The organism is Winslowiella arboricola, from assembly GCF_025527015.1.
Lineage (GTDB): Bacteria > Pseudomonadota > Gammaproteobacteria > Enterobacterales > Enterobacteriaceae > Erwinia > Erwinia arboricola.
This window is the reverse complement of record NZ_JAODIM010000043.1, coordinates 1,128,172-1,152,013: the sequence shown is the minus strand read 5'-3', so window position 1 is coordinate 1,152,013 and position 23,842 is coordinate 1,128,172. Positions and strand designations below refer to the sequence as shown.

The window sequence follows — 23,842 nt, the reverse complement described above, 5'->3', positions numbered from 1 at the left end:
CCGGACGGGCGCGAGTTAAGCCGCCTGCCGTAAGGAGATTGATGTGACACAAAATAAGCGAGTGGCTGTTATTGGTGCGGGTGTTTTAGGGCTTTCCGTTGCCCGTTCACTGGCGCTGGCTGGCGCAAAGGTGACGATTTTTGAACGCGACCATATCGGCGCCGGAACCAGTACCACCACCTATGCGTGGGTAAACTCAAACGGGAAATCCCCGGAGAGTTACCATCACCTGAACGTGGCAGCGATGCACGAACATCAGAAGCTGCAACAGCAGGCTTCGTCAGAAGGGCGCTGGCTGATTAAATCGGGCACCTGTGAATGGGCAACCGACGCGGCGCAACAGGAGAAGCTGCATACTCGCGTCAGCAAGCTGTTAAAACTGAATTATCCGGCTCAGGCCATCTCCCGTGAGCAACTGAAAACCAGAGTACCTGAAATACGCCTTGAAGCCCGCGCGGGGGAAATATGGCATTTCCCTGAAGAGTGCCTGCTCTTTCCAACCATCTTTCTTGCCCACTTGTGGGAAGAAGCCCGCCAGCATGGCGCGCAGCTGCATACAAACTGTGATGTGATTGATATTCAGGAAAACGAGCAGGGGGCGAAACTCGAGCTGGCCAATGGGGAGATCTGGCAGGGAGATAGTGTGGTGCTGGCGACCGGTCGCTGGTCGCAGGCGTTGATGGCCAGCCTCGGGCTGCAACTTGCTCTGATCGATGCCAACCAGCCGAACAAAATCGCCTGTGGCTTTATCGCCACAACGGCTCCACTGCTGACGCAGTTGCAGACAAACCTCATCACTCCGGCGTTAAATGTCAGGCCAGATGGCGGCGGCAGACTGTTATTGCAGGCACCAGATTTGGATCATCTGGCCAACCCCGCCGCGCCACCCAATGCGGAGGGCTGGATCGGGCAAGAGATGCTTAGCCGCTTACGCCGGACGTTTGACAATATGGATTCTGCCCGCATTGAACGGATCGCCATCGGCCAGCGTTCCCGTCCGGCAGACGGCCTGCCGGGCATTGGCTATGTAACGCCACAGCGACGGGTCTATCTGATGGTAACGCACAGCGGAATGACGCTGGCCCCGTTGCTGGGAAGACTTGGCGCGGAAGAGGTGATTCACGATCGCCGTTCTGCGTTGCTTGATGACTTTGCACCGGACCGTTTACTGGGTAAATCAGCACAGGATTTCCCGGCATTTTCCACGCTGCATTTTCCGGCGGCGCAATAGCGACTATTTTTGCCTGTACTCTTTGTTTCCCGGCAGAGTGATGATGTGTTTACACTCTTTTAGCGCCCATACTGCAGGGGCGCTACTGTTCCTGCAAACCGGTTAGCCTGGTTAACAGAACCTTCAGCGTATTCACTTCTTCCGCAGACAGATTCTCGCTGAACATCGCTTCGGCGGCGCGCGCTGCGGTTGCCATTCTCTCCATCACTTTCTCTCCTTCGGCGGTCATGGTTACCAGTTTGCGCCGACGGTTCGCCGCATCCACTGCGGTGACAATAAGTCCGCTGTTAACCATACGATCAATCACATAGGTGCCTGTGGCTTTATCAAAACCGGCGCGCATTCCCAGCGTTTGCTGATCGCATTTCTCACATTCCGCGAGGATAACCAGGATGGCGTACTGCACAGCCGAAAGCCCGGTATCAATGCTGGCGGCCCAGCACGCGGTAGTGCGCTGAGAAGCCCGGCGCACCAGATGCATCAGTGAGGTATCCCCGTGCGGCCACAGGGGGGTGGAGCGGGTTAAGTTTTTACTCTGATCCATTTTTGATCCTTGACGCCTTTGTGGGTGATCTCTATAGTTCGCAATCAAACAGTTTGTGTTCAAACTATAACATAAAACCAGAAATTAAAGGAACAACAATGAAGCTTGTTGTCGCAATCACCGGCGCTACAGGGGCAATAATCGGCGTGCGTTTGCTGCAGGCTTTGCGTGAGCTGGAGGTGGAAACTCACCTGATCCTCTCTAAATGGGCGCGGGCCACCATTCAGCTGGAAACCGACTGGCAGGTGAAAGATGTGCTGGCTCTGGCGAGTAAAACCTGGAACGAACACGATCAGGCTGCCGCCATTTCCAGCGGATCCTTTCGCATTAATGGCATGGTGATTGCGCCATGCAGCATGAAAACGCTGGCGGCAATCCGCAGTGGTTTCGCTGATGGGCTGATTGCGCGTGCAGCGGATGTGGCGCTTAAAGAGCAGCGCAAGCTGGTACTGGTGCCGCGCGAATCGCCGCTGAATGCCATTCACCTTGAAAACATGCTGGCCCTGACTCATGCCGGCGCCATGATGCTGCCGCCGATGCCGGCGTTCTATAACAAACCGGCCACCACCGGCGATATTGTTGACCACTTCGTTTCACGCATTCTCGATCAGTTCGGTCTGGATAATGACTTCACAAAACGGTGGGGCGAGTCCCATCCGTCTTCAGCAACGGCTTAAGGAATAGTCAGATGAAATATTACGGCGATTTAAGAAGTTACATTGATGCCCTGGATGCCATGGGGGATATCATGCACGTGCGCCGCGAAGTTGATGGTGATTTTGAACCGAGCGCGATTACCCGCCGCAGTTATGAGATCCAGTCGCCCGCGCCACTGTTTTATCAGGTCGCAGGCGTTGAAGCTGGCTTCCGGCTTTTCGGCGCACCGGCAGGATTGTCATCGCGAACTGATATGCCGTATGCCCGTGTTGCCATGTCGCTGGGCTTAGCAGCGGCGTCCACCGGCCCGGAGATTGTGGAAGCACTGTCAGCGGCACGCCTTAAGCCAGGTATCCCCCCGGTGAAAGTGGGTTCTGCGGACGCGGTCTGTCATCAGAATATTTTACGTGGCGAAGATGCCACTCTGGATCGTTTCCCGATTCCTTTTGCCCACGATAAAGATGGCGGCCGTTATGCCAATACCTGGGGCACGCTGATTGTCAAAACGCCGGACGGAAAGTGGGTTAACTGGTCGATCGCGCGCGTGATGAAAGTCGATGGCAAACGGATGGTGGGACTGATTGTGCCAAGCCAGCATATCGGCCAGATCTGGGCTGAATGGGTTAATATTGGCCAGCCGATGCCTTATGCGCTGGTGCAGGGGCCTGCGCCTGCCATCTCCTGCGTATCCGGTATTCCAATCCCGGCGCATGCAGATGAAGCCGATTATATTGGTACGCTGGCGGGCGAGCCGGTGCCGGTGGTTAAGGCGATCAGCATTGATCTTGATGTTCCCGCCACCGCAGAAATCGTGATTGAAGGGCATGTGTCCATCATCCGTGACTGTATGGAAGGGCCGTACGGCGAATATGGCGGCTACCTTGGTTCAGGCTCCTCCGCGCAGCCGACCTTCCATGTAGAGACCATTACTCATCGCGATAATCCGATCTGGCCGATGTCGGTGACCGGACGTCCGACAGATGAATCCCATACGCTGTGGGCAATGGGACTGGCGGCCGATGCGCTGACGTATTTGCGTGAGGCGCAGCTGCCGGTTAAAACCACCTGGATCCCGGAAGACTCAACGGTGCACTGGTTGCTGGTGGTGATGCCGCAAAACTGGCGGGAACTGCTGCCGGGTGTATCCAGTGAACAGCTGTCCCGGCGCATCGGTGAAGTGCTGTTTAACACTGATGCGATGGTATTTATCCCGAAAGTTTACGTCGTGGATGACGATTTTGACCCCACTAATTTACGTGAAGTGGTGTGGGTGCTCTCCACCCGCGTTCACCCGGCAGGACGCCGCGTGGTGTTTGACGATCAGCGCGTTATACGTCTGCCTCAGTGCTATGAAGAGGAGGAGTATGTGGCAGGGAAAGGCGCCAAAGTGGTGTTTGATACGCTGCAAAGCGTACGCCATCTTCATGCCTCGTTTGAGCAAGGCTATCCGCCAGAGGTTCGTCAGCGCGTGCTTGATAACTGGTAATTCAGCGCCATACGCGTTTATTGATGGCCACCTTATGGGGTCGGCAATCTGAACCTCGCTGCATCCCGTGCCGGAGGCATGCCATACAAACGGGCATATTCACGACTGAATTGTGATGCGCTTTCATAGCCGACGGAAAAGGCAATGGAGGCCGCATCCCCTGGTTCGAACAGGAGAAGCCAGCGCGCCCTGATCAGGCGCAGCTGCTTTTGGTATTGAATGGGGGTCATGGCGGTGATGGATTTGAAATGGCGATAGAAAGCCGCGACGCTCATACCGGCCATGGCAGCAAGTTGCTCAACGCGAAAAGGTTCAGTGTAATGCTCGCGGATCCAATGAGTAGCGCGGCGTATCTGTGATAAATGTCCATCCGGACGAGCGATCTCACGCAGCATATCACCCATCGGGCCTTGCAGAACCCGGAACAGAATTTCGCGTTCAATCATTGGGGCCAGCACAGCAATTTCTGCTGGCCGGTCCATCAGTCTCATCATTCGCAACCAGGCATCGAGCAATTCAGCTGTCGCGGCGACTGCGGAAAAACAATAGCAGTTTTGCCGCTGATTAAACCCGCTATCTCCAGTGAGTAACGAGGCAATAATACCGGGATCAAGAGCCAGGCTGATCGCCAGAAAAGGCAGGTCTGATCCCAGGGGGGAAATTTCCCCTGTTGCAGGTATATCAACCGGAACCACGAAATAGCTCGCTGCGCCATAGTCAAAAATCTGATCGCCAACAGACAAACGCTTACTGCCCTGTAGCACCAGGTGCAGCATTGGCTGGTAAACCTGGTTCGCACAGGCTTCGGCCCTGACCATTGTTACGCGTGGGATATTGGTATCTGTCCAGGTATTATCGGCGCGCATCACGATAGCGCGCAGCTCATTCATTGCATTGTTCATGTCGTCGAGCATAGGGCTGAACTGATGGCAAAACAAGCAGAGTGAGAAGAACAGGCAAGGAAAAGAGAAGAATGGGTACGTGTGCGGGGCGCTGTTGCCCGGATACTGTTTGCAGGCGGAATATGGCATTCAGCTTTCCTGATGACATGCCATCCCGTGCAAAACATTCTCAATGCCATAAAGGGTAATAAAATGAAATTAAACGGGAAAATTGCTGTGGTCACAGGCGCGTCTAAAGGCATAGGCGCCGGTATCGCCCGCGCATTAGGTGCGGCGGGGGCTACGGTGATCGTGAACTATGTATCTGGCAAAGATGACGCCGGGGCGGTTATTGCTCAGATCCATGAGCTGGGTGGAAGAGCTTTCGGTATTCAGGCCGATATGAGCAAAGCAGCTGATGTCACACGCCTGTTTGACACCGTCAGGAGGGACTTCGGCACGTTGGATATTCTGGTGAACAATGCGGGTGTCGCAATATTTCAGATGATTGAAGACCTCACCGAGGAAGCATTTCATCAGCAATTTAATGTCAATGTGTTGGGGTATCTGCTGGCGACGCGCGAAGCAGTAAAACTGTTTGGCCTACGGGGTAGCATCATTAACATCAGCTCGATCCTCAGCACTGACCCTTATCTGGCATCAAGTGTGTATTCGGCAACCAAAGGTGCAGTGGATACGCTGACTTTCGCATTAGCCAGAGAGCTTGGGCCACGCGGTATCAGAGTTAACTCTGTTCTGCCCGGTCACACCAATACACCAGGCACTGACGGTAACTTCGCCGGAGATCTGGGAGAAAAACTTATCGCGGGCACCCCTCTGGGCCGTTTTGGTGAACCCGAGGATATTGCCCCGGTTGTGGTATTTTTAGCCTCCGATGATGCACATTGGGTAACCGGTGAATCTCTGCGGGTGTCCGGCGGCGTGCGCGGCGTCGGTTACTGAGCTTCGCTGCACCGGTAAACCGGGGAAGGAGAACATTCCTTCCCCGGAGTGTGCGTTATGCTAAATCGAAGCGGTCCAGATTCATCACTTTGCTCCATGCAGCAACAAAGTCTTTTACGAACTTCTCTCTGGCATCGCTACTGGCGTAAACCTCCGCCACTGAACGCAATATCGCATTCGAACCGCATACCAGATCTGCCCGGGTGGCGGTGAATTTCACCTCTCCGCTCAGGCGGTCGCGTCCCTCAAACAGCTCCGCAGAAGCATCTGTGGCTTTCCACTCGGTACGCATATCCAGCAGATTGACAAAAAAGTCATTGCTGAGCGTGCCCACATGATCGGTGAAAACGCCATGCTGGCTGCCATCAAAGTTAGCACCAAGCACGCGCAGGCCACCCAGCAATACCGCCAGCTCGGGAACCGTTAACGTCAGCTGTTGCGCCTTATCTATAACCAGTGCTTCAGTGGCAGTACCATTGCGCACACCGCGATAATTACGCAGGCCATCGGCGGCCGGTTTAAGCAGTTCGAAGAGTTCAATATCGGTCTGATCCTGACGCGCATCGACACGGCCAGCGGTAAACGGAACCGTAATCGCTACACCCGCGGCTCTGGCCGCTTGTTCAACACCGACCACGCCAGCCAGCACAATAATATCGGCGAGGGACGCTTTGCCGGATGCCTGCTGAATAGCTTCCAGCACCGGTAGCGCACGGGAAGCTATCGCGTTAACTTCCCAGCTTCGCTGCGGAGCGAGCGCCAGCCGGGCACCATTGGCTCCGCCACGCTTGTCGCCACCACGGAAGGTTGACGCCGAGGCCCAGGCAACGGAAACCAGTTCACTCACCGTAAGACCTGAATGGGCAATCTCGGTTTTAAGCGCGTCAATATCGGCAGCCGATGGATAAAAGAGTGGCTGTGGCAGCGGATCCTGCCAGATCAACTCTTCGTTTGGCACTTCCGGGCCAATGTAGCGTGCTTTTGGTCCCATATCTCTGTGGGTCAGTTTGAACCAGGCGCGGGCGAAAGCCTCATTAAATGCCTGTGGATCATTGAGGAAACGACGTGATATTTTCTCAAATTCCGCATCGAACCGCAGTGTCAGGTCGGTGACCAGCATGGTTGGCTTACGTTTTTTTAACGGATCAAACGGGTCAGGAATAATTTCAGGCGCGTTAGTCGCTTCATACTGGATAGCGCCTGCAGGGCTGCGCGTCTGCACCCACTCGTATTTAAACAGGTTCTCAAAGAAGTAGTGGCTCCACTGCGTGGGCGTCTGCGACCAGGCGACCTCCAGACCCGAGGTAATGGCATCAACGCCTGCGCCGCTACCGTGACTGCTTACCCAGCCAAGGCCCTGAGCTTCGATTGGGGCGGCTTCAGGATCAACCCCGACGTGGCTGGCGGCAGCTGCACCATGGGTTTTGCCCAGCGTATGACCGCCAGCAATCAGCGCTACGGTTTCCTCGTCATTCATTCCCATATTGCCGAACGTTGCGCGAATGGCCGGGGCAGCTGAGGCTGGGTCGCCACTGTTATTCGGACCTTCAGGATTGACGTAGATCAGACCCATCTCGGTTGCGCCTGTTGGCGCCTGGGCCAGAGATTCCGGATGGCGGTGTGCCAGCCAGGTTTTCTCGTCACCCCAGTTAACATCAAGATCGGGTTCCCAGACATCTTCGCGACCGGCGCCGAAGCCAAAGGTACGGAAACCGGAGTTTTCCAGCGCGACATTACCGGCGAGAATATACAGATCGGCCCAGGAAATTTTTTGGCCATATTTCTGCTTGACGGGCCACAACAAGCGCCGAGCTTTATCGAGGCTGACGTTATCGGGCCATGAGTTTAACGGCGCGAAGCGCTGCTGACCACGCCCGGAGCCGCCACGACCATCGACGGAGCGATAGGTGCCCGCGCTGTGCCATGCCATGCGGATAAAGAGGCCAATATAACTGCCCCAGTCGGCGGGCCACCATGGCTGCGAGTCAGTGAGCAGTGCTTTGAGGTCGGCTTTGAGTGCGAAATAATCTAATTTACTGAATTCTTTACGGTAGTTGAACTCTTCACCCAGAGGGTTTGAGCGATTTGAGTGTTGATTCAGCAGGTCAACGCGCAGCTGCTCAGGCCACCAGTCACGACTACTGGTGCCACCGCCGGCACTTTGGTTACCCTGGTGAAAAGGACATTTTCCTGCAGATAAGGCATTGTGGGTATCAGTTGGCGTGCTCATTTTTTGCTCCGTTTTTTAGCGTTCTGCCCTAACATTAATCCCCTCTGTTAATAAGTCATACCTGAATTAACCTACAGATTTGATAGTTATTTCCTTTCAATAAAAACCGGCGGTAAGGCCGCCGGCTGATAAGCTGATTATTTAACGCAAACAGGCTGGCGAATCAGAACATCATCACCATCCACGGATAAGCAATCAGCATCATTGAGCACAGGAAGATGGCGCCGAAAATGGTGCCCAGTCGCCAGTAGTCCTTTGTTGGCAAATAGCCACTGCCGTAGTAAATCGGGCTGGGGCCGGTGCCATAAGGCGTGATAATCCCCATTACACCCAGTGACGTCACCATCATCAGACAGAACACCGGCATATTGATGCCGGGAATTGACGCGGCAATGGTCAGCATCGCGGGCAATAGCGCGGTGGTATGCGCGGTGGTGCTGGCAAACAGATAGTGCAACAGGAAGAAGGCGATCATCAGCACCACTGCTGAAACTTGTGGATCGTAACCCTGCAGCAGTACGCCTCCCTGTTTACCCAACCAGGCGATAAAGCCGACGCGCGCCAGGCCATCAGCCAGCGCCACCAGCGTGGCAAACCAGGCAAAAGTATTCCAGGCGGGTTTATTACTGGTGATGTCATTCCAGTTCAGCACGCCGGTCCACAGCATTAGCACCACCACCAGCAGAGCCGCCATCGCCGGTTCGATCCATGCGGTGGCAAAAATCCACATCAGCAGCGCGCAACAGACAAATAGCAGCAGCAAAATCTCGTGACGCGACAGCTTACCCAGTTTCTCAAGTTCATTACTGGCCCAGCGCGGAACTTCATCGTTAATTTTCACTTCCGGCGGATAGAACCAGTATGCCAGCAGAGGCATGGTGAGGATCAATAGCACCCCAAGCGGCAGGAAGGCGAGAAACCAGGCGCCCCAGGAGATCTCAAAACCAATGATGCTTTTAACCAGCGCCAGCGCCAGCAGGTTCGGCGCCAGCGCGGATAAAAACATGGAGCTGGTGATACAGGCCGCAGTGATCGCTACCCACATCAGATAGGAGCCAATTCTGCGCGCGCTGGGATCGTTAGGTTTGGAGTCATACAGTGGTGGCAGATTAGCAATGATCGGGTAGATAGTTCCCCCGCTGCGCGCTGTATTCGACGGTGTGAAAGGAGCCAGCAGCAGGTCGGCGAAGGTGATGGCATAGCCCAGCGTCAGGCTACGCCGTCCAAGATACTTCACCAGAATCAGCGCCAGACGGCGGCCGAACTGCGTTTTGTCATAGCCGGCAGCGAACATAAAGGCGCCGAAAATCAGCCATACCGTCGAGTTGCCAAAGCCGCTTACCGCCCATTTAAATGATTCGGTGGCGAGCTTAAATTTCGGGTTGGCCAGTTCTGCCGGACTGAAGAGCAACCACTGGCTGAACAGCGCAATCACAACCACGCCGGTCAGGCCAATCACCGCACCGGGCAAGGGTTCAAAGATCAGCCCGATAATCACACCAGCAAAGACGGCGAAGAAATGCCAGGCATAGGGTTCCAGTCCGTCAGGCACCGGAACCAGCAGTAACAGCACGGCCACCAATACGGGCAGGAACAGCAATATCAGGCGTTTTTTTTGCCCCGAAGAGGCAGTAGCGGCCTGCGCGGGTTCACTTATCGTTGATATTTGTTTCATAGTATTTGTCTGTAAATGATGGAGGATATGTTTGACGTTCCGCTGTTCTGGAAACGCATTTGATTATTTCTCTGACTGTTAAACCATAACATCTGAAATATTTTTCTGACTGTTAAGGAACGCACTTTTCTGTATTTATTTAACGATATTCAACCCGCAAAGGGTTGTTATCTGAATCCTTTCTTAATCCTTGAAGATAGTAGTTTTTTTGCTAAAAAAAGCCAATATTATTTATAACTACATGATATTAATGGTTTTATTTTGCATGTAAATGAAGGGTTGCTTTTTGTTGTGTATTGATTAACAATTTATAAGACTCTTTATATACTCTGTAATATAAAACACTATTTGTTAAATTCAATAATTAAATAGAGTGATTGTGCAAGTGAAAAGGTTGATGTGTTAGCAAAATAACCTTGCCTCTGTTATCTGATCGCTATGACGCGCCCGCGAAAGTAATAAAGACTTTTCAATTTTGGAGTTGATCATAATGCCTACGCTCACCCCGATACTTAACCCTCTCACCCTGCCGCGCGGCGCGGTACTAAAAAACCGACTGCTAATGGCGCCGATGACCACCTGCACCGGTTTTTATGACGGCACCGTTACCCGTGACCTGGTGGAATATTATCGTGACCGGGCTGGCAGCATTGGGACGGTGATTGTCGAATGCTGCTTCATTGATCCTAAGGGGCCAGCTTTTCCGGGAGCCATTGGCATTGACAGCGATAACAAAATCGCGGGCCTGACAAAAATTGCGAACGCCATCAAGTCCAGAGGATCGAAAGCGATTCTGCAGATTTATCATGGTGGCAGGATGGTGGAGCCGGAGCTGATTGGCGGCAGAACCCCGGTCGCTCCCAGCGCGCTGGCGGCGCCGCGTGAGGGCGCTACGACGCCGCAAGCCCTGAGTGCGGAAGAGGTCGAGGTGATGATCACCAAATTCGGTGATGCGGTAAACCGCGCGATCAAGGCCGGATTTGATGGTGTTGAAATTCATGGCGCGAACACCTACCTGATTCAGCAGTTTTACTCACCGAACTCCAATCAGCGTGACGATAAATGGGGCGGCAGCCGCGATAAGCGTGCGCGCTTTCCACTGGAAGTGCTGGAAATTACCCATAAAATGGCGGAGCGCTTTGCTGCCCCTGACTTTATTATCGGTTACCGTTTCTCGCCGGAAGAGCTTGAAGTGCCGGGTATCCGTTTTGACGACACCCTGTACCTGCTGGAGAAACTCGCCGCGCGCGGGCTGGATTATGTGCATTTCTCCGTGGGTCAGCTGCTGCGTCCTTCTATCGTCGATATCCGCGATTCCACCCCATTAATCACTAAATTTCTCGCTATGCGCTCAGAAACGCTGGCGAAAATTCCGGTGATCGGTGTCGGTGGTGTGCTGAACAAAGCCGATGCCGAAAGCGCGCTGGAGCACGGCTTTGATCTGGTGGCGGTGGGCAAAGCCTGTATCGCTTACCCGGACTGGGCTGATCGTATTATTCATGATGAACATCTGGAGCTGTTTATCGACAGCACCAAACGCGAAGTGCTGAATATCCCGGAACCGCTATGGCGCTTCTCGCTGGTGGACGCCATGATCCGCGATATGAGCAGTAGCGGTCGTAAATATAAAGCCGGGGTCTATCAGGAGAAAGTGGAAGCCGAAGCGCTGAAGCTGCAAATTAACGTCACGCTGGATACAGACCGCATCACTGATATTGTGCTGGTGCCGGACGATACGCTGGATGTCGATTTCACCACCACGTTTGAAAGCCTGCGCTCACGCATTCTGGTGGCCAACAGTCCGCATGTCGATGCGATTACCGGCGCCACCACCCAGAGTGAGGCGTTGAAGAAGGCGGTCTCCCGCGCGCTGGCGACTTCCAGCAAAGAGCATGTCATTGAAGAGGGGGGGAATCCACAGGCCCCACAAAATTACGATGTGGTGGTGGTCGGCAGTGGCGGCGCCGGTCTGGCGGCTGCCATCCAGGCCTTTGATGAAGGCGCCCATGTGGTAATTATCGAGAAGATGCCAACCATCGGCGGCAATACCATTAAGGCTTCGGTTGGGATGAATGCGGCGGAAACCCGTTTTCAGCAGCTAAAAGGGATCAAGGACAGCAAAGATCTGTTCTATGACGAAACGCTGAAAGGCGGCAAATTTAAAAACAACCCACTGTTACTGCGCGAGTTTGTCGAACTGGCACCGGAAGCGGTTGAGTGGCTGGATACACATGGCATTCAACTGAACGATATTACCATCACCGGTGGTATGAGTGTTGATCGTACCCATCGTCCGGCCGATCGCTCTGCGGTCGGCGGTTTCCTGATCAGCGGCCTGGTGAAAAATATCAATCAGCGCAATATTGAGGTGCTGCTGGAAACGTCGGTCGCCGAAATTCTGACGGACAACGGCAGTGTTAGCGGTGTGAAGGTGGTGGATGAGTATAATGACAGCCGTATTCTGAATGCGAAAAGCGTCATTGTGGCGACCGGCGGTTTTAGCGCCAACCGTGAGATGGTGGTGAAGTATCGCCCGGAACTGGATGGCTTTGTCACCACCAACCATAAAGGTGCCACCGGCAGCGGGATCGCGATCCTGCAGCAGATTGGCGCGGATACGGTGGATATGGGTGAGATTCAGATCCACCCAACGGTAGAGCAGACGACCTCATATCTGATCTCTGAAGCGATTCGCGGCGGCGGCGCGATTCTGGTCAGTCAGGCCGGTAAGCGTTTCTATAATGAGATGGAAACCCGAGACAAAGTCTCTGCGGAGATTATCGCGTTGCCGGAGAAAAGCGCGTGGGTCATCTTTGATGAGCAGGTGCGGCTGAATAATAAAGCCGCCGATGAGTATATCGCTAAAGGCTTTGTGGTCAGTGCCTCTTCACCGCAGGCGCTGGCGGTGAAACTGAATATGGATTATCACGCGCTGCTGGCGACGCTGGAACGCTATAACCTGTTTGTCGGGCAGCAGAATGACGAAGATTTCGGTCGTCAGACCGCGCTGCGTCATCCGCTGAATCAGGGGCCATTCTATGCTATCCGCGTTGCGCCTGGCGTGCATCACACGATGGGTGGCGTCACCATCAATACTGATACCGCAGTGCTGGACACACAAAAACAGGTGATTAAAGGTGCCTGGGCGGCAGGGGAAGTGGTCGGCGGCATTCACGGCGCGAATCGTATCGGCGGCAATGCGGTGGCGGATATTATTATCTTCGGCATACTGGCTGGCCGCAATGCCGCTGCACTGGCGCGGCAGTAGAGAGAGAAAAAGGATGGGCTGATGCCCATCCTGAAGCCATCAGATTATGACTCTCTGACTGCTTTGCGCGCTGCCAGCAGATTGTGAATAACCAGCACCATAAACAGGCCGGTGATGGCGGCGGTGATGGTATTTTTATCCAGATGCTGCACCATAGTGCCCAACGCAATGCCCACAACGCCGAAATCGGCATCGGAGAAGGTGGTGTTGGAGAAGCCCAGTGCGCCCAGTACCGGCAGCAGCGCCACAGGTAGAAACGTAATCAACAGGCCATGCACAAATGCGCCAATGACTGCCCCTCTGCGACCACCGGTTGCATTGCCAAACACGCCAGCTGTCGCACCACAGAAGAAGTGCGGCACTACCCCAGGCAAAATCAGCACCAGATCGAGATGTCCGAGGATCAACAACCCCACCAGTCCCCCGACAAAGCTGGAGATAAAGCCAATCAGTACCGCATTGGGCGCATAAGGATAAATCACCGGGCAGTCCAGCGCCGGACGGGCGTTGGGCACCAGTTTCTCGGAGAAACCGGTAAACGCCGGTACAATCTCGGCAAGGATCAGACGAACACCCTGCAAGATAATATATACACCGGCGGCAAAGGTGATGGCCTGCACCACGGAATAGACCAGGTAATTTTGGCCGTTGCTGAAGTTCGCTTCCACATACTCTTTACCTGCTGACACTGAGAGGATCAGGTAGATAATCATCATGGTCAGAGAGATGGAGATAGTGCTGTCGCGCAGGAAGCTCAGGTTCTTTGGCATGTTCATTTCTTCCGTTGAACGTGAACCTTTGCCAACCAGTGAACCAATCCAGCCCGCCAGAACATAGCCGACGGTGCCAAAATGGCCTAACGCCACCTGATCATTGTCGGTGATTTTCTTCATATGCGGCTGAGCGAGGGCAGGGAAGAACGCCATAATCAGTCCCATGCTTAATGCGCCAGTGTAAATCAACTGGATACCGCTGAAACCTGCGACCGACAGAATAATCGCCACCATGCAGGCCATATAGAAAGTCACATGCCCCGAGAGGAAGATATATTTCAGGCTGGTAAATCTGGCAACGACAATGTTAGCCACCATACCAAAGGCCATGATCAAAGTGGTTGATGCACCGTAATTTGTCAGACCAATAGAGACGATAGCTTCGTTATTTGGAATAATTCCCTGAACATTAAAGGCGTGCTTGAAAATATCACCTAAGGGGGCAAGGGAGCCGACCAGAACCGTGGCACCTCCTGCCAGTACCAGAAAACCCAGAATGGTTTTAATGGTGCCTTTGACGACATCGGGGAAACTTTTTTTCTGGGCGACAAGTCCAAAAAACGCAACCAGTCCGACAAGGATTGACGGCACTTTAAGGATATCCACCACCAGGGATAGAATATCTTTGATTATCATAATAACCTCAGCGGTAAGATGTTTATTGTTATTTTCCGGCGTTAAACCAGGCGGAGATTTTGTCTTCAACCTCTTTGAGGTCAATAATATTATTAATAATAATCACTTTGTTTTCCGGCAGGTTAGCGCTGTAGGCAATATCCTTAGCCATCACAAACACATCTGCTGCATCCGGCGTAACCGAGCCAAGATCGGAATGGTCAACATCGGCTGTAATTTCCAGTTTTTTAAGCACCTTTTTGATGTTCATTTCCATCATAAAGCTGCTACCCAGACCTGCTCCACAAACCGCCATAATCTTCATATCAAACCTCGTACTCTCGTTGTGTGAATAAATAACTGTTAATACTGCGGTCAGCTGACCAGCAGTTCGATCAGCTGCTGCTGGTTCTGCGCCTGATAAAGTTGTGCCATCACTTCTTCATCGGAGAGCAGCTCTGCCAGCTGGGAGATCATTTCGATGTGACTGTTACTGTCCGGCGCGGAGAACATAAAAATAACATCGACCGGATCGTTCTCTTCCGAGTCAAAATTAATCCCCTGTTTAAGCTTCAGCAGTGAAAGGCCCAGCGCCAGCGCACCCTCCTCTGGACGCGCATGCGGCAGGGCGATTCGTGGCGCAATCACAAAATAAGGGCCAAGTTGCTCTTTTTGCTTAATGATTGATTGCACGTAACTTTCGCGGATGACGCCACGATCAATCAGCGGCTGGCCCGCCTGCCGGATAGCGGACTGCCAGTCGGTGATCGTGTCGCTGAACTGAATACAATCCACGGTCAGCCATTGAGAAAGAGTAAACATAATATTGTCCTGATTAACGCAACATGGTGCGCGCGACACTGAGCGCGTTGTCTTTGCTAAAACCGAAATGCTCGAATAGCACTGCGGCGGGGGCTGATTCACCGAAGGATTTCATGCCGATTACTTTGCCATCGAGGCCGGCATAGCCCGTCCAGTAACCCTCAATACTTGCCTCGATAACCAGACGGTTGCGCAGGGCGTTCGGCAGCACCCGATTTTTCCATTCCGCATCCTGTTTTTCGAAACGCTCGGTGCAGGGCATCGACACCACGCGAACCTTTCTGCCCTCTTTTTCCAGCGTTTCAGCAGCAAATACCGCCAGCTCGATCTCCGAACCGCTGGAAATAATCACCAGCTCCGGGGTGCCGCTGGCTTCACGCAAGATATAACCGCCACGGGCAATATCGTCGAGCTGCTGCCCGGTTCGTGGCTGCTGCGCCAGTGGCTGACGGGTAAACACCAGCGCGCTGGGGCCATCGGCACGCTCAATCGCCTGTTGCCAGCTGACCGCGGCTTCAACCTGATCGCATCCGCGCCAGGTTTCCATATTTGGCGTCAGACGAAGGGCAGCAAGCTGTTCGACAGGCTGATGAGTCGGGCCATCTTCACCCAGTCCGACGGAATCATGCGTATAAACAAAAATGCTGCGCTGTTTCATCAGTGCGGCCATACGCACCGCATTACGGGCATATTCCATAAACATCAGGAAGGTGCCGCCGTAAGGAATAAATCCGCCGTGCAGCGCAATGCCATTCATCATTGCCGACATACCGAATTCCCGCACGCCGTAAGAGAGATAGTTACCGGCGGGGTTCTCCGCAGTGATATCTGTGGCCTGGTTGTGACGGGTAAGGTTGGACGGCGAGAGATCGGCAGAGCCGCCCAGTAATTCCGGGAGCGTGTGGATAAAATGATTCAGCGCGCGCTGACTGGCCTGACGGGTGGCAATATCCGCAGGCGTGTTTTGCAGTTCACGGATATAGGCCTGGCTGACTTTATGCCACTCCTCCGGCAGCTGTTTATTGCTGCGTCGCAGCAGTTCCGCCGCCAGTTGCGGATGCTGTGCCTGATAGCGGTCAAAAAGCGCCTGCCACTGATGTTCTGCGTTTGCCCCCTTATCGGTTGCCTGCCACCGGGCGTAAATATCCTGCGGGATGACAAACGCCGGGTGTTCCCAGCCTAAGGCTTCACGCACTAACGCCACTTCTTCGCTGCCTAATGGCGAGCCATGACAGTCGTGGCTGTCCGCTTTATTCGGCGAGCCGTAACCAATGGTGGTTTTACAGCAAATCAGCGTCGGGCGGCTGGTCTCTTCGCGCGCGGCAAGGGTGGCCGCCCGCAGCTGTTCGGCTGAATGGCCGTCAATATCCGCGATAACATGCCAGCCGTAAGCGCGGAAGCGGGCGGCAGTGTCATCGGAGAACCAGCCATCGACGTGGCCATCAATAGAGATATTGTTATCGTCCCAGAAGGCGATCAGTTTGCCGAGGCGCAGGGTGCCTGCCAGCGAGCAGACTTCGTGCGAGATGCCTTCCATCAGGCAGCCATCGCCCATAAACACATAAGTGTAGTGATCGACCACCGGCAGGTCATCGCGGTTAAACTCTGCGGCGAGGGTCTTCTCCGCCAGCGCCATGCCGACGGCATTCGCGATGCCCTGACCCAGCGGGCCTGAGGTGGTTTCCACCCCTGGGGTGTAACCGTATTCCGGATGCCCCGGGGTTTTCGAATGTAATTTGCGGAAGTTTTTCAGGTCATCGATGCTGACATCGTAGCCGGTCAGGTGCAGCAGGGAGTACAGCAGCATTGAACTGTGGCCATTCGACAACACAAAGCGATCACGGTTAAGCCAGTTCGGATTGGCAGGATTGTGTTGAAGAAAATCATGCCAGAGAACCGTTGCCATATCCGCCATGCCCAGTGGGGCGCCAGGGTGGCCGGAGTTGGCATTTTGCACGGCATCAATACTTAAAAACCGCAGCGCATTCGCTAATTGTCTGTTTTCCATCTGGGGTCCCGGTGTCTGTTAAACGTTGCGCAATGACATGATGATGTCTGGACATCATTTCTGCCGTTCAGAATGTCGCTTATGTTCATTACAGTTAACTTGCTAAGAAATTTATATTTTATTAAGTATAGACAGGTTAAATGTGTATAGTCATCTTTAGAATGCATCTCGACGTGTATGGATACAAGAGGTAAAATAAGAAAGGTGAACAGACAGCATTATCTGATTTATAAAATGTTAACTTGATCACATTCCAATGAGTGCGATCCGTAAAGATGGTTTTATCCTCAGGTCCGGCGTGCGGACCCGTCAGTATCAGCCCACCCGCTATCAGGAAGGATTTCGATGACAGACAGCATTACAGAAAAGCAAAAAGAGGTTGTCGATTACATCCTCAGGAAGATTAAAACGGAGGGGCTGCTGCCGGGGGACAAGCTTGATACTGAAATCGCCATCGCCAAAAATATTGGCATCACCCGGGCGACGGTGCGGGAAGCAACCAGAATTCTGATTGAGCAGCAGCGGATTTATCGGGTTAAAGGCTCCGGGCTTTACGTTGGCGCTATCGGCAAAAGCAATCACGCGGGTAAATTTCATGCGCTGTCCCCTTTTGACTATCAGGCGCAAAAAGGGGGCTATAAAGGGATCAGGAAGGTGATTTCGGTCAGCCTTATTAAGGTGCCTTCGGCCTCCATGGCGCATGCCCTGAGAATCAAGAACAGTGACTCGGTGTATAAAATCGTGCGTTTAATGTGCTTCGACGATATTCCCGTGGCGCTGGAAAATATCCATTTCCCGGTCAGCATGTTTAGCAGCATGGAGTTCAGCCAGCTTGAGATCTCGAAATACTCTTATATTGAAAAAATCACCGGCAAGAGCGTACAGCGCAGGGAGCAGAACCTGAAGGCAGTTAACCTCACGGATGAAGAACAGATCAGATTACTTCAGCTGCATGAGCATGCAGCGGTGATGGAAATTCAGGAAACGGTTTATCTTGATGATGGCGTGCCTTTTGAAGTCAACATCGCCATTATCAATACCAGCCTGTTGCAGCTGCGGCAAATCACCGAGCGCAGTTAATTGCGGTTGATGATTCGCCTCGTCAGCTTAAGGGATCTTTATCAGTGGCGACTGGCGCAGCCGCATTTCGCCATTTCGCCAGGCACTTCTTTACCCAGGTGCGAGTGCCTGACCTGCAGCTCTCCCTGCCGCCATCCGCCGTGATTATCAGAACGATTATCCAGCAGTCGGTTAAGCGCCTCAGCAATCTGTAAGTCACCGCGTGGCGCCCAGCTGGTCAGATGCCAGGTAGATGATCGCGCCTCATCCACATCATCATAACCGACCACACCAATATGCACCGCCTGACCAAAGTCGCGGATGGCCTGCATCGCGCCAAATGCCAGCAGGTCATTCTCACAGAATAGTGCATCAATACGTTCCGAAGCCCGCGCCTGCTTCAGGTAGGCGGTCATCGCCTGATACGCCTGTTCGCGATGGTTGCTGCCCGCCACCAGTACTTTATCCAGCGTTTTATGCGCTGCATCTAAGCTGCTGATATAACCCTCCAGCCGTTGCAGATGCGCCGGGGAATCGTCCTGTTGTTGCATAAAGCCAAAGCGCTGATGCCCTTGTGACAACAGCAGTTGTCCAATCTCCACGCCTGCAGCGTAATCATCCGCACTAACGACATCCATATCGCCATTGTGGTGGCTGTTGCCGAGGCAGATAGCAGGAACATCAGGTAGCCCGACAGCGGTGGTAATCAGTTCGTCACTGGAAAGCGGGGCAAGGAATACCAGCCCGTCAATCTGTAACGGCCTGGCCATTTGCAGCAGCTGACGAAGGCTATCCCGTGTGCCGATATTCAGTAACAGCGTGATATAACCACGCGCATTAAGCTGACAGGTCAGCTCATTCAGCATCTTTACGCTGTACGGATTGCTGAACGTATTACTGACCACTCCGATGATATTGGCCTTCTGCTGTTCTGTGGTGTTATTCATCTCTGTTTACCTGGCTCCTCATCATGGTGCATATCATCGGCACGGGCGCCGAGAACGCCGCCCGTGGATAAATCTATGAATTTCTGTAGCTACTGCCTTTAACTTACGCTGGCGCTTTCGGTTTTTTGGCCAAATTCTTCACGCATATGCTGCTCGATTTCTTCGAGGCTTTTACCACGAGTTTCCGGCAGCATTAAGGCGATAAACGCCAGTGAACCCACGTTGATAACGGCAAAGATAAAAAAGGTCTTACTGCCGGCATAAGCCATCAGCGGCGGGAAGCCAAAGGCCACAATTGCATTGAATAGCCATTGTAACGATACCGCCGTCCCGGTCAGGGCGCCGCGTAGCTGCATCGGAAAGAGTTCCGACATCAGCAGCCAGTAGACTGGCGAGATACACATCTGCATAAAAAACAGGAACAGAAGAATCAGCGCCAGCGCCATATAACTTTGGGTCAGACTTGCAGGCATCAGGGTCAGAACCAGTCCCAGCAATATCTGGCTGGCGATGACAAACAGCAGGCCGGTCATCAACATCTTGCGCCGCGGGAAACGACTTACCGCCCAGATCCCTGTGCAGGTCGCGATAACCGAGACTACGCCGTTGCCAATGGTCGCCGCAATGGCTGCGCTGGTGCCAAGTCCGGTCGATTTCAGGATAATGGGGGTGTAATACATAAAACCATTAACCCCGGTAAACTGAATCACGAAACCGAGACCTGTACCAAGCAGCAGCAGCCGCAAAACCCATTTTTCTTTAAGCAGAGTATAAACGTCCGGTCCGCGTTCAGCTTTACGCGCCTGTTTTTTCATCTGTTCGAGTTCTTTGCGCACTTCGCGCGGTGTTTCTCGCAGGTATTTTAGTATTTTTTTGGCTTCTTTCAGCCGCCCTTCAGCTACCAGCCAGTGCGGTGAAGCTGGCACAAAAAAAGTGCCAATAAACAGCAGCAGGCCAGGGATCATGGCGATGGCCAGCATATAACGCCAGAGATGCTCATCGTGCAGCAGGTAACTGAGTAAAGTACTCGCCACATAAGCCACCAGTTGTCCGGTGACAATCATTAATTCATTACGGCTGACCAGCGGCGCCCGCAGCTTTGGGCCGGCTATCTCAGCGATAAATACCGGTACAGTGGCAGATCCGCCGCCGACAGCGATCCCCAGCAGAAAACGCATCGCCACCATAACGGGTACGGATGGCGCCAGCGCGGTTCCCAGAGAACCCAGCACAAACAGCACCGCAAGACTTCGCAGAGTGATACGGCGGCCAAATTTGTCGGAGAAAAACCCGCTCAGAAACGAACCCAGTGCAGCGCCAAAAACCAGCGAAGATGCCACCAGACCTTCAGTAAATGAGGTTAACCCCAGCCCGCCCTGAGCCACCGGTGAGGACATATAAGGTAAGGCGCCTGAAATAATGCCCGTGTCATAACCAAAAGCCAGCGCCCCCATGGTGGCGACCAGCACCACAAAAAAAATTCTTTGCCTGACAGTAACCGCAGATGGAGACTCGTCTGTTGCAGATGAGTCAGTCGATGTTGAGTTCATAGTATCCCTGAATTAAGTGAAATATTACCAAGTCGCCTCACGCTTAAATTTAAAATCACAGGTTTATGTGGTGAGGTGCGCGGCAAGTGTAGATGACAAATCCCTTTCTCACGAATCCATCGACAAAGTAATGATTAGACAGGAAAACAGATAGCGGAAATACGCTTCGCCATCGCTCTTTTTATCCACAAAATAGCTGTGATAAATTCCGCGCAGGGCAGACAGTGACAGGAGTCAGGGAATGGGTGCCACCGCCACACCGCATGATGCGATATTTAAACAGTTTCTCACTTACCCTGATGCCGCCAGGGATTTTCTGCAAATCCATCTGCCGCCAGGGTTGCTGAAGTATTGCAATCTGGACACTCTCCAGCTGGAGTCATGCAGCTTTGTCGAAGAAGATTTACGGGCGTTTTACTCAGACGTGCTCTACTCACTGAAGACAGTCAGCAGGGAAGGATATGCTTACTGCCTGATTGAGCATCAGAGTTCGCCGGATAACAATATGACTTTCCGCCTGATGCGCTACGCCATTGCAGCGATGCAGCGCCATCTGGATGCCGGGCACGAGCGCCTGCCGCTGGTGATCCCGATCCTGTTCTACCATGGCAATATCAGCCCTTATCCTTATCCGATGAACTGGCTGCAAGGCTTTGATGATCCACTGCTGGCCGCGCAGGTCTATGGTAACGATTTTCCATTGGTGGATATCACAGTGATCCCCGACGGGGAAATTTTGCGCCACAGAAGAGTGGCGCTACTGGAGTTCCTGCAAAAACATATTCGCCACCGCGATCTGATGATGCTCCTTGAACAGTTGTCAATGCTGATAAACAGCGATTACACTACCGATAGTCAGGTGATTGCGGTAATGAACTATATGCTGCAAGTGGGCGAAACCGCAGACCCTGAATCATTTATCTGCGCACTGGGAGAGCGCGCAGGTCAACATAAGGAGTTTATGATGACGATTGCAGAAAAACTCGCTCAGAAAGGGCGGCAGGAAGGGCGGCAGGAAACAAAATTAGAAATTGCCTTCAAAATGCTGGCTGAGGGGTTGAAGCCTGCTGCGGTGATGAAAATGACCGGCCTGACGAAAGCTGAGCTGAAACAGATTCATCACTGAGATCGCTAGTTTGTCTGGCCCGGTTTGGTTACAGAAGCAGCAAATGAACTTATTGCGTTGCTGAGGGCGCTGGGTAGCGACTTGGCCAGATCTCAGAAGGGTGTTTTGACAGGGCATCAGCAATAAGCCACTCCCCCTTAGGCCATGGTCGCAGCAGGGTATTCCTCAGCGTCGAAGTGGCCAGCCCTGCTCTCCTGGAAAGTCCGGACATCGTCAATCCTCTTTTTCTTAATTCTTTCTGTATCTCTGCTGAATTCCAGTCTTGGCTATCCATCGCAAACACTCCTTTTTTGTTGCCTATGAGTCACATGATATAAGTTAGCATCTTTTTTTTGTGACTCATAGTCCGTGGACTGATAAGCATCAGTGAGTCATGTTACTCGGATGCATAATACAGAAACCATTCAGGCTCGCTTTGGTGAGCGCATCAGATCACTCCGCACGCAGTCAGGCATGTCACAGGAAGTTTTTGCCGACAAGTGTGGATTGGATCGCACCTATATCAGTGGAATTGAACGTGGAGTCCGAAATCCTACCCTGTTAGTTATCAATGTGCTGGCTAAGGGGCTGGATGTTAAGTTAAAGACGCTGTTTGACTGGTCATAACCGGACAAGAACAAAAAAAACGCCTGATGAACTCATCAGGCGTTTATGATTTAACGCGATGCAAAACAGCCTGCTGCTGTCTGCAACGGGGTTATTCGACTTCCGTAATCAGTGGATGTTCTTCCTGAACCGGCTGGCCGCTGCCTTTGCGGAACATCCATACCGCATATATCAGCGCCATCACTGCCGGAACTGCACCGACATAGCCTGTTGATGACATTGATAATTCTGAGCTGACTTTATTACCCAGCAGCGCACCGGCGCCAATGCCAATATTGAAGATGCCTGAAAACATCGCCATCGCCACATCCGTAGCATCCGGCGCCAGAGTCAGAACCTTCATCTGCATTCCCATGCCAATCATCATAAACGCAATGCCCCATAGTGAGCAGAGCACGATCATTGCTGTTTCACTCCCCGCCGCCGTGGACAGCATCAGCAGACACAGAGATAACAAAGCAATTGCGCTGGCAAGAACGACATTCAGATTAGCTTCGCCATACTTGCTGAAAATAACACTACCGGCAATCCCGGCAATCCCCAAAACCAGCAGCAGCAGGGTGGCGAAATTCTGGCTGAAACCTGCGACTTTTTGCACAAAAGGTTCGATATAGGTAAAAGCGGTAAAATGCGCCGTTACCACTGCTACAGCCAGAGCGTAAAGTCCCAGCAGTGCCGGGCGGCTCAGCAGTTCCGGAAGATTCCTTATCGATCCCGCGTGTTCTGAAGACACATTCGGGATAATTTTCACAATCAGCCATAACAGAACAAAGGCTACCGCTGCGATGACGAGGAAAGTAGCGCGCCAGCCGAAACCCTGACCAATGATTCTGCCCAGCGGTAAACCCAGTACCGACGCCAGCGCGGTGGCGGTGGCAATCAGGCTGAGTGCGCGCGCACGGTTACCTGCAGGCGCCAGCCGTATGGCCAGCGACGCAGTGATCGACCAGAACAGGGCATGCGCCAGCGCGACACCGGCGCGGCTGATCAACAACACGTCAAAATTCCACGCAAAAAATGACAGCAGATGGCTGCACATAAATAAGCCGAAAATAGTGATCAGCAGGGTACGACGATTGATCTGGCTGGTCATCAGCATCAGCGGCAGTGACATCAGCGCCACTATCCAGGCATAGACGGTCAGCATAATACCGGTCTGTGCTGACTCCATGCCGAAACTACCACCAATATCGGAGAGTAATCCAACCGGGATATATTCTGTGGTGTTAAAAATAAATGCGGCCACAGCGAGTGTCATTACGCGTGACCATGCGGTCTTACGTGAAACAGCGTTGATATCAGACATAGACAATCCGCTCAGGTGGTGAAGAAGAAAGCGCAAGAGTCTAGATACCTGTGCGCAGAATTCAACCCGAATGTGATCTATGTCGCATTTTTGGC

Annotated in this window: 20 protein-coding genes; 8 read left to right on the top strand and 12 right to left on the bottom strand. The window is 53.0% G+C overall.

Annotation, left to right across the window (positions count from 1 at the left end; genetic code table 11):
* The first annotated feature begins 43 nt into the window (after window positions 1-43).
* Window positions 44-1,231, top strand: coding sequence for an NAD(P)/FAD-dependent oxidoreductase (locus tag N5923_RS22795; RefSeq protein WP_267144513.1), 1,188 nt, complete (start codon window positions 44-46; stop codon window positions 1,229-1,231).
* Between the two features lie 82 nt (window positions 1,232-1,313).
* Here N5923_RS22795 and N5923_RS22790 read toward each other — a convergent pair whose 3' ends face one another.
* Complete coding sequence (locus tag N5923_RS22790) at window positions 1,314-1,775, bottom strand: MarR family winged helix-turn-helix transcriptional regulator (protein ID WP_267144514.1); 462 nt, start codon at window positions 1,773-1,775, stop codon at window positions 1,314-1,316.
* Window positions 1,776-1,873: 98 nt separating this feature from the next.
* On the opposite strand from N5923_RS22790, the gene N5923_RS22785 reads away from it, so the two are divergent.
* The gene (locus tag N5923_RS22785; RefSeq protein WP_267144515.1) at window positions 1,874-2,452 is read left to right on the top strand and encodes a UbiX family flavin prenyltransferase; all 579 of its coding nucleotides are present in this window, start codon (window positions 1,874-1,876) and stop codon (window positions 2,450-2,452) included.
* Between the two features lie 11 nt (window positions 2,453-2,463).
* The gene (locus N5923_RS22780) at window positions 2,464-3,918 is read left to right on the top strand and encodes a UbiD family decarboxylase (RefSeq protein WP_267144516.1); all 1,455 of its coding nucleotides are present in this window, start codon (window positions 2,464-2,466) and stop codon (window positions 3,916-3,918) included.
* 32 nt (window positions 3,919-3,950) lie between these two features.
* On the opposite strand, the gene N5923_RS22775 is transcribed toward N5923_RS22780, so the two are convergent.
* Entirely contained in the window at window positions 3,951-4,949 is a 999-nt protein-coding gene (locus N5923_RS22775; protein ID WP_323372752.1) for an AraC family transcriptional regulator, read from the bottom strand.
* 63 nt (window positions 4,950-5,012) lie between these two features.
* On the opposite strand from N5923_RS22775, the gene N5923_RS22770 reads away from it, so the two are divergent.
* Window positions 5,013-5,762: an SDR family NAD(P)-dependent oxidoreductase gene (locus tag N5923_RS22770; protein WP_267144670.1), complete on the top strand. Its 750-nt coding sequence runs from the start codon at window positions 5,013-5,015 to the stop codon at window positions 5,760-5,762.
* A gap of 55 nt (window positions 5,763-5,817) precedes the next feature.
* On the opposite strand, the gene katG is transcribed toward N5923_RS22770, so the two are convergent.
* The gene (gene katG / locus N5923_RS22765) at window positions 5,818-7,992 is read right to left on the bottom strand and encodes a catalase/peroxidase HPI (RefSeq protein ID WP_267144517.1); all 2,175 of its coding nucleotides are present in this window, start codon (window positions 7,990-7,992) and stop codon (window positions 5,818-5,820) included.
* Window positions 7,993-8,155: 163 nt separating this feature from the next.
* The gene (locus N5923_RS22760) at window positions 8,156-9,667 is read right to left on the bottom strand and encodes an anion permease (RefSeq protein ID WP_267144518.1); all 1,512 of its coding nucleotides are present in this window, start codon (window positions 9,665-9,667) and stop codon (window positions 8,156-8,158) included.
* Between the two features lie 490 nt (window positions 9,668-10,157).
* Here N5923_RS22760 and N5923_RS22755 point away from each other — a divergent pair, with 490 nt between their 5' ends.
* The gene (locus N5923_RS22755; RefSeq protein WP_267144519.1) at window positions 10,158-12,935 is read left to right on the top strand and encodes a flavocytochrome c; all 2,778 of its coding nucleotides are present in this window, start codon (window positions 10,158-10,160) and stop codon (window positions 12,933-12,935) included.
* 44 nt (window positions 12,936-12,979) lie between these two features.
* On the opposite strand, the gene N5923_RS22750 is transcribed toward N5923_RS22755, so the two are convergent.
* From N5923_RS22750 to tkt, 4 genes are read right to left on the bottom strand one after another with little or no spacing between them, the layout of a single operon-like run.
* Window positions 12,980-14,344 carry a PTS ascorbate transporter subunit IIC gene (locus N5923_RS22750; RefSeq protein ID WP_267144520.1) on the bottom strand — a complete coding sequence of 455 codons (1,365 nt, stop codon included), beginning with the start codon at window positions 14,342-14,344 and terminating at the stop codon, window positions 12,980-12,982.
* A 28-nt stretch (window positions 14,345-14,372) separates the two neighbouring features.
* A complete protein-coding gene (locus tag N5923_RS22745) occupies window positions 14,373-14,648 on the bottom strand; it encodes a PTS sugar transporter subunit IIB (RefSeq protein ID WP_267144521.1) in 276 nt (91 codons plus the stop codon).
* A gap of 50 nt (window positions 14,649-14,698) precedes the next feature.
* Complete coding sequence (locus tag N5923_RS22740) at window positions 14,699-15,145, bottom strand: PTS sugar transporter subunit IIA (RefSeq protein WP_267144522.1); 447 nt, start codon at window positions 15,143-15,145, stop codon at window positions 14,699-14,701.
* 13 nt (window positions 15,146-15,158) lie between these two features.
* Complete coding sequence (gene tkt, locus N5923_RS22735) at window positions 15,159-17,153, bottom strand: transketolase (protein WP_267144523.1); 1,995 nt, start codon at window positions 17,151-17,153, stop codon at window positions 15,159-15,161.
* 345 nt (window positions 17,154-17,498) lie between these two features.
* Here tkt and N5923_RS22730 point away from each other — a divergent pair, with 345 nt between their 5' ends.
* Entirely contained in the window at window positions 17,499-18,233 is a 735-nt protein-coding gene (locus tag N5923_RS22730) for a GntR family transcriptional regulator (RefSeq protein WP_267144524.1), read from the top strand.
* Between the two features lie 41 nt (window positions 18,234-18,274).
* Here the strand turns inward: N5923_RS22730 and N5923_RS22725 are convergent, their stop codons facing one another.
* On the bottom strand, window positions 18,275-19,159 hold the full coding sequence (locus N5923_RS22725) for a substrate-binding domain-containing protein (protein WP_267144525.1): 885 nt from the start codon (window positions 19,157-19,159) through the stop codon (window positions 18,275-18,277).
* Window positions 19,160-19,257: 98 nt separating this feature from the next.
* Entirely contained in the window at window positions 19,258-20,709 is a 1,452-nt protein-coding gene (locus N5923_RS22720; protein WP_267144526.1) for a sugar porter family MFS transporter, read from the bottom strand.
* A gap of 241 nt (window positions 20,710-20,950) precedes the next feature.
* Between N5923_RS22720 and N5923_RS22715 the strand changes: the two genes are divergently transcribed.
* A complete protein-coding gene (locus tag N5923_RS22715; protein WP_267144527.1) occupies window positions 20,951-21,835 on the top strand; it encodes an Rpn family recombination-promoting nuclease/putative transposase in 885 nt (294 codons plus the stop codon).
* A gap of 49 nt (window positions 21,836-21,884) precedes the next feature.
* Here the strand turns inward: N5923_RS22715 and N5923_RS22710 are convergent, their stop codons facing one another.
* Window positions 21,885-22,109 carry a helix-turn-helix domain-containing protein gene (locus N5923_RS22710; RefSeq protein ID WP_267144528.1) on the bottom strand — a complete coding sequence of 75 codons (225 nt, stop codon included), beginning with the start codon at window positions 22,107-22,109 and terminating at the stop codon, window positions 21,885-21,887.
* A 110-nt stretch (window positions 22,110-22,219) separates the two neighbouring features.
* Between N5923_RS22710 and N5923_RS22705 the strand changes: the two genes are divergently transcribed.
* Complete coding sequence (locus N5923_RS22705) at window positions 22,220-22,441, top strand: helix-turn-helix domain-containing protein (RefSeq protein ID WP_267144529.1); 222 nt, start codon at window positions 22,220-22,222, stop codon at window positions 22,439-22,441.
* Between the two features lie 91 nt (window positions 22,442-22,532).
* Here the strand turns inward: N5923_RS22705 and N5923_RS22700 are convergent, their stop codons facing one another.
* On the bottom strand, window positions 22,533-23,747 hold the full coding sequence (locus N5923_RS22700; protein ID WP_267144530.1) for a sugar transporter: 1,215 nt from the start codon (window positions 23,745-23,747) through the stop codon (window positions 22,533-22,535).
* Between the last annotated feature and the right edge of the window lie 95 nt (window positions 23,748-23,842).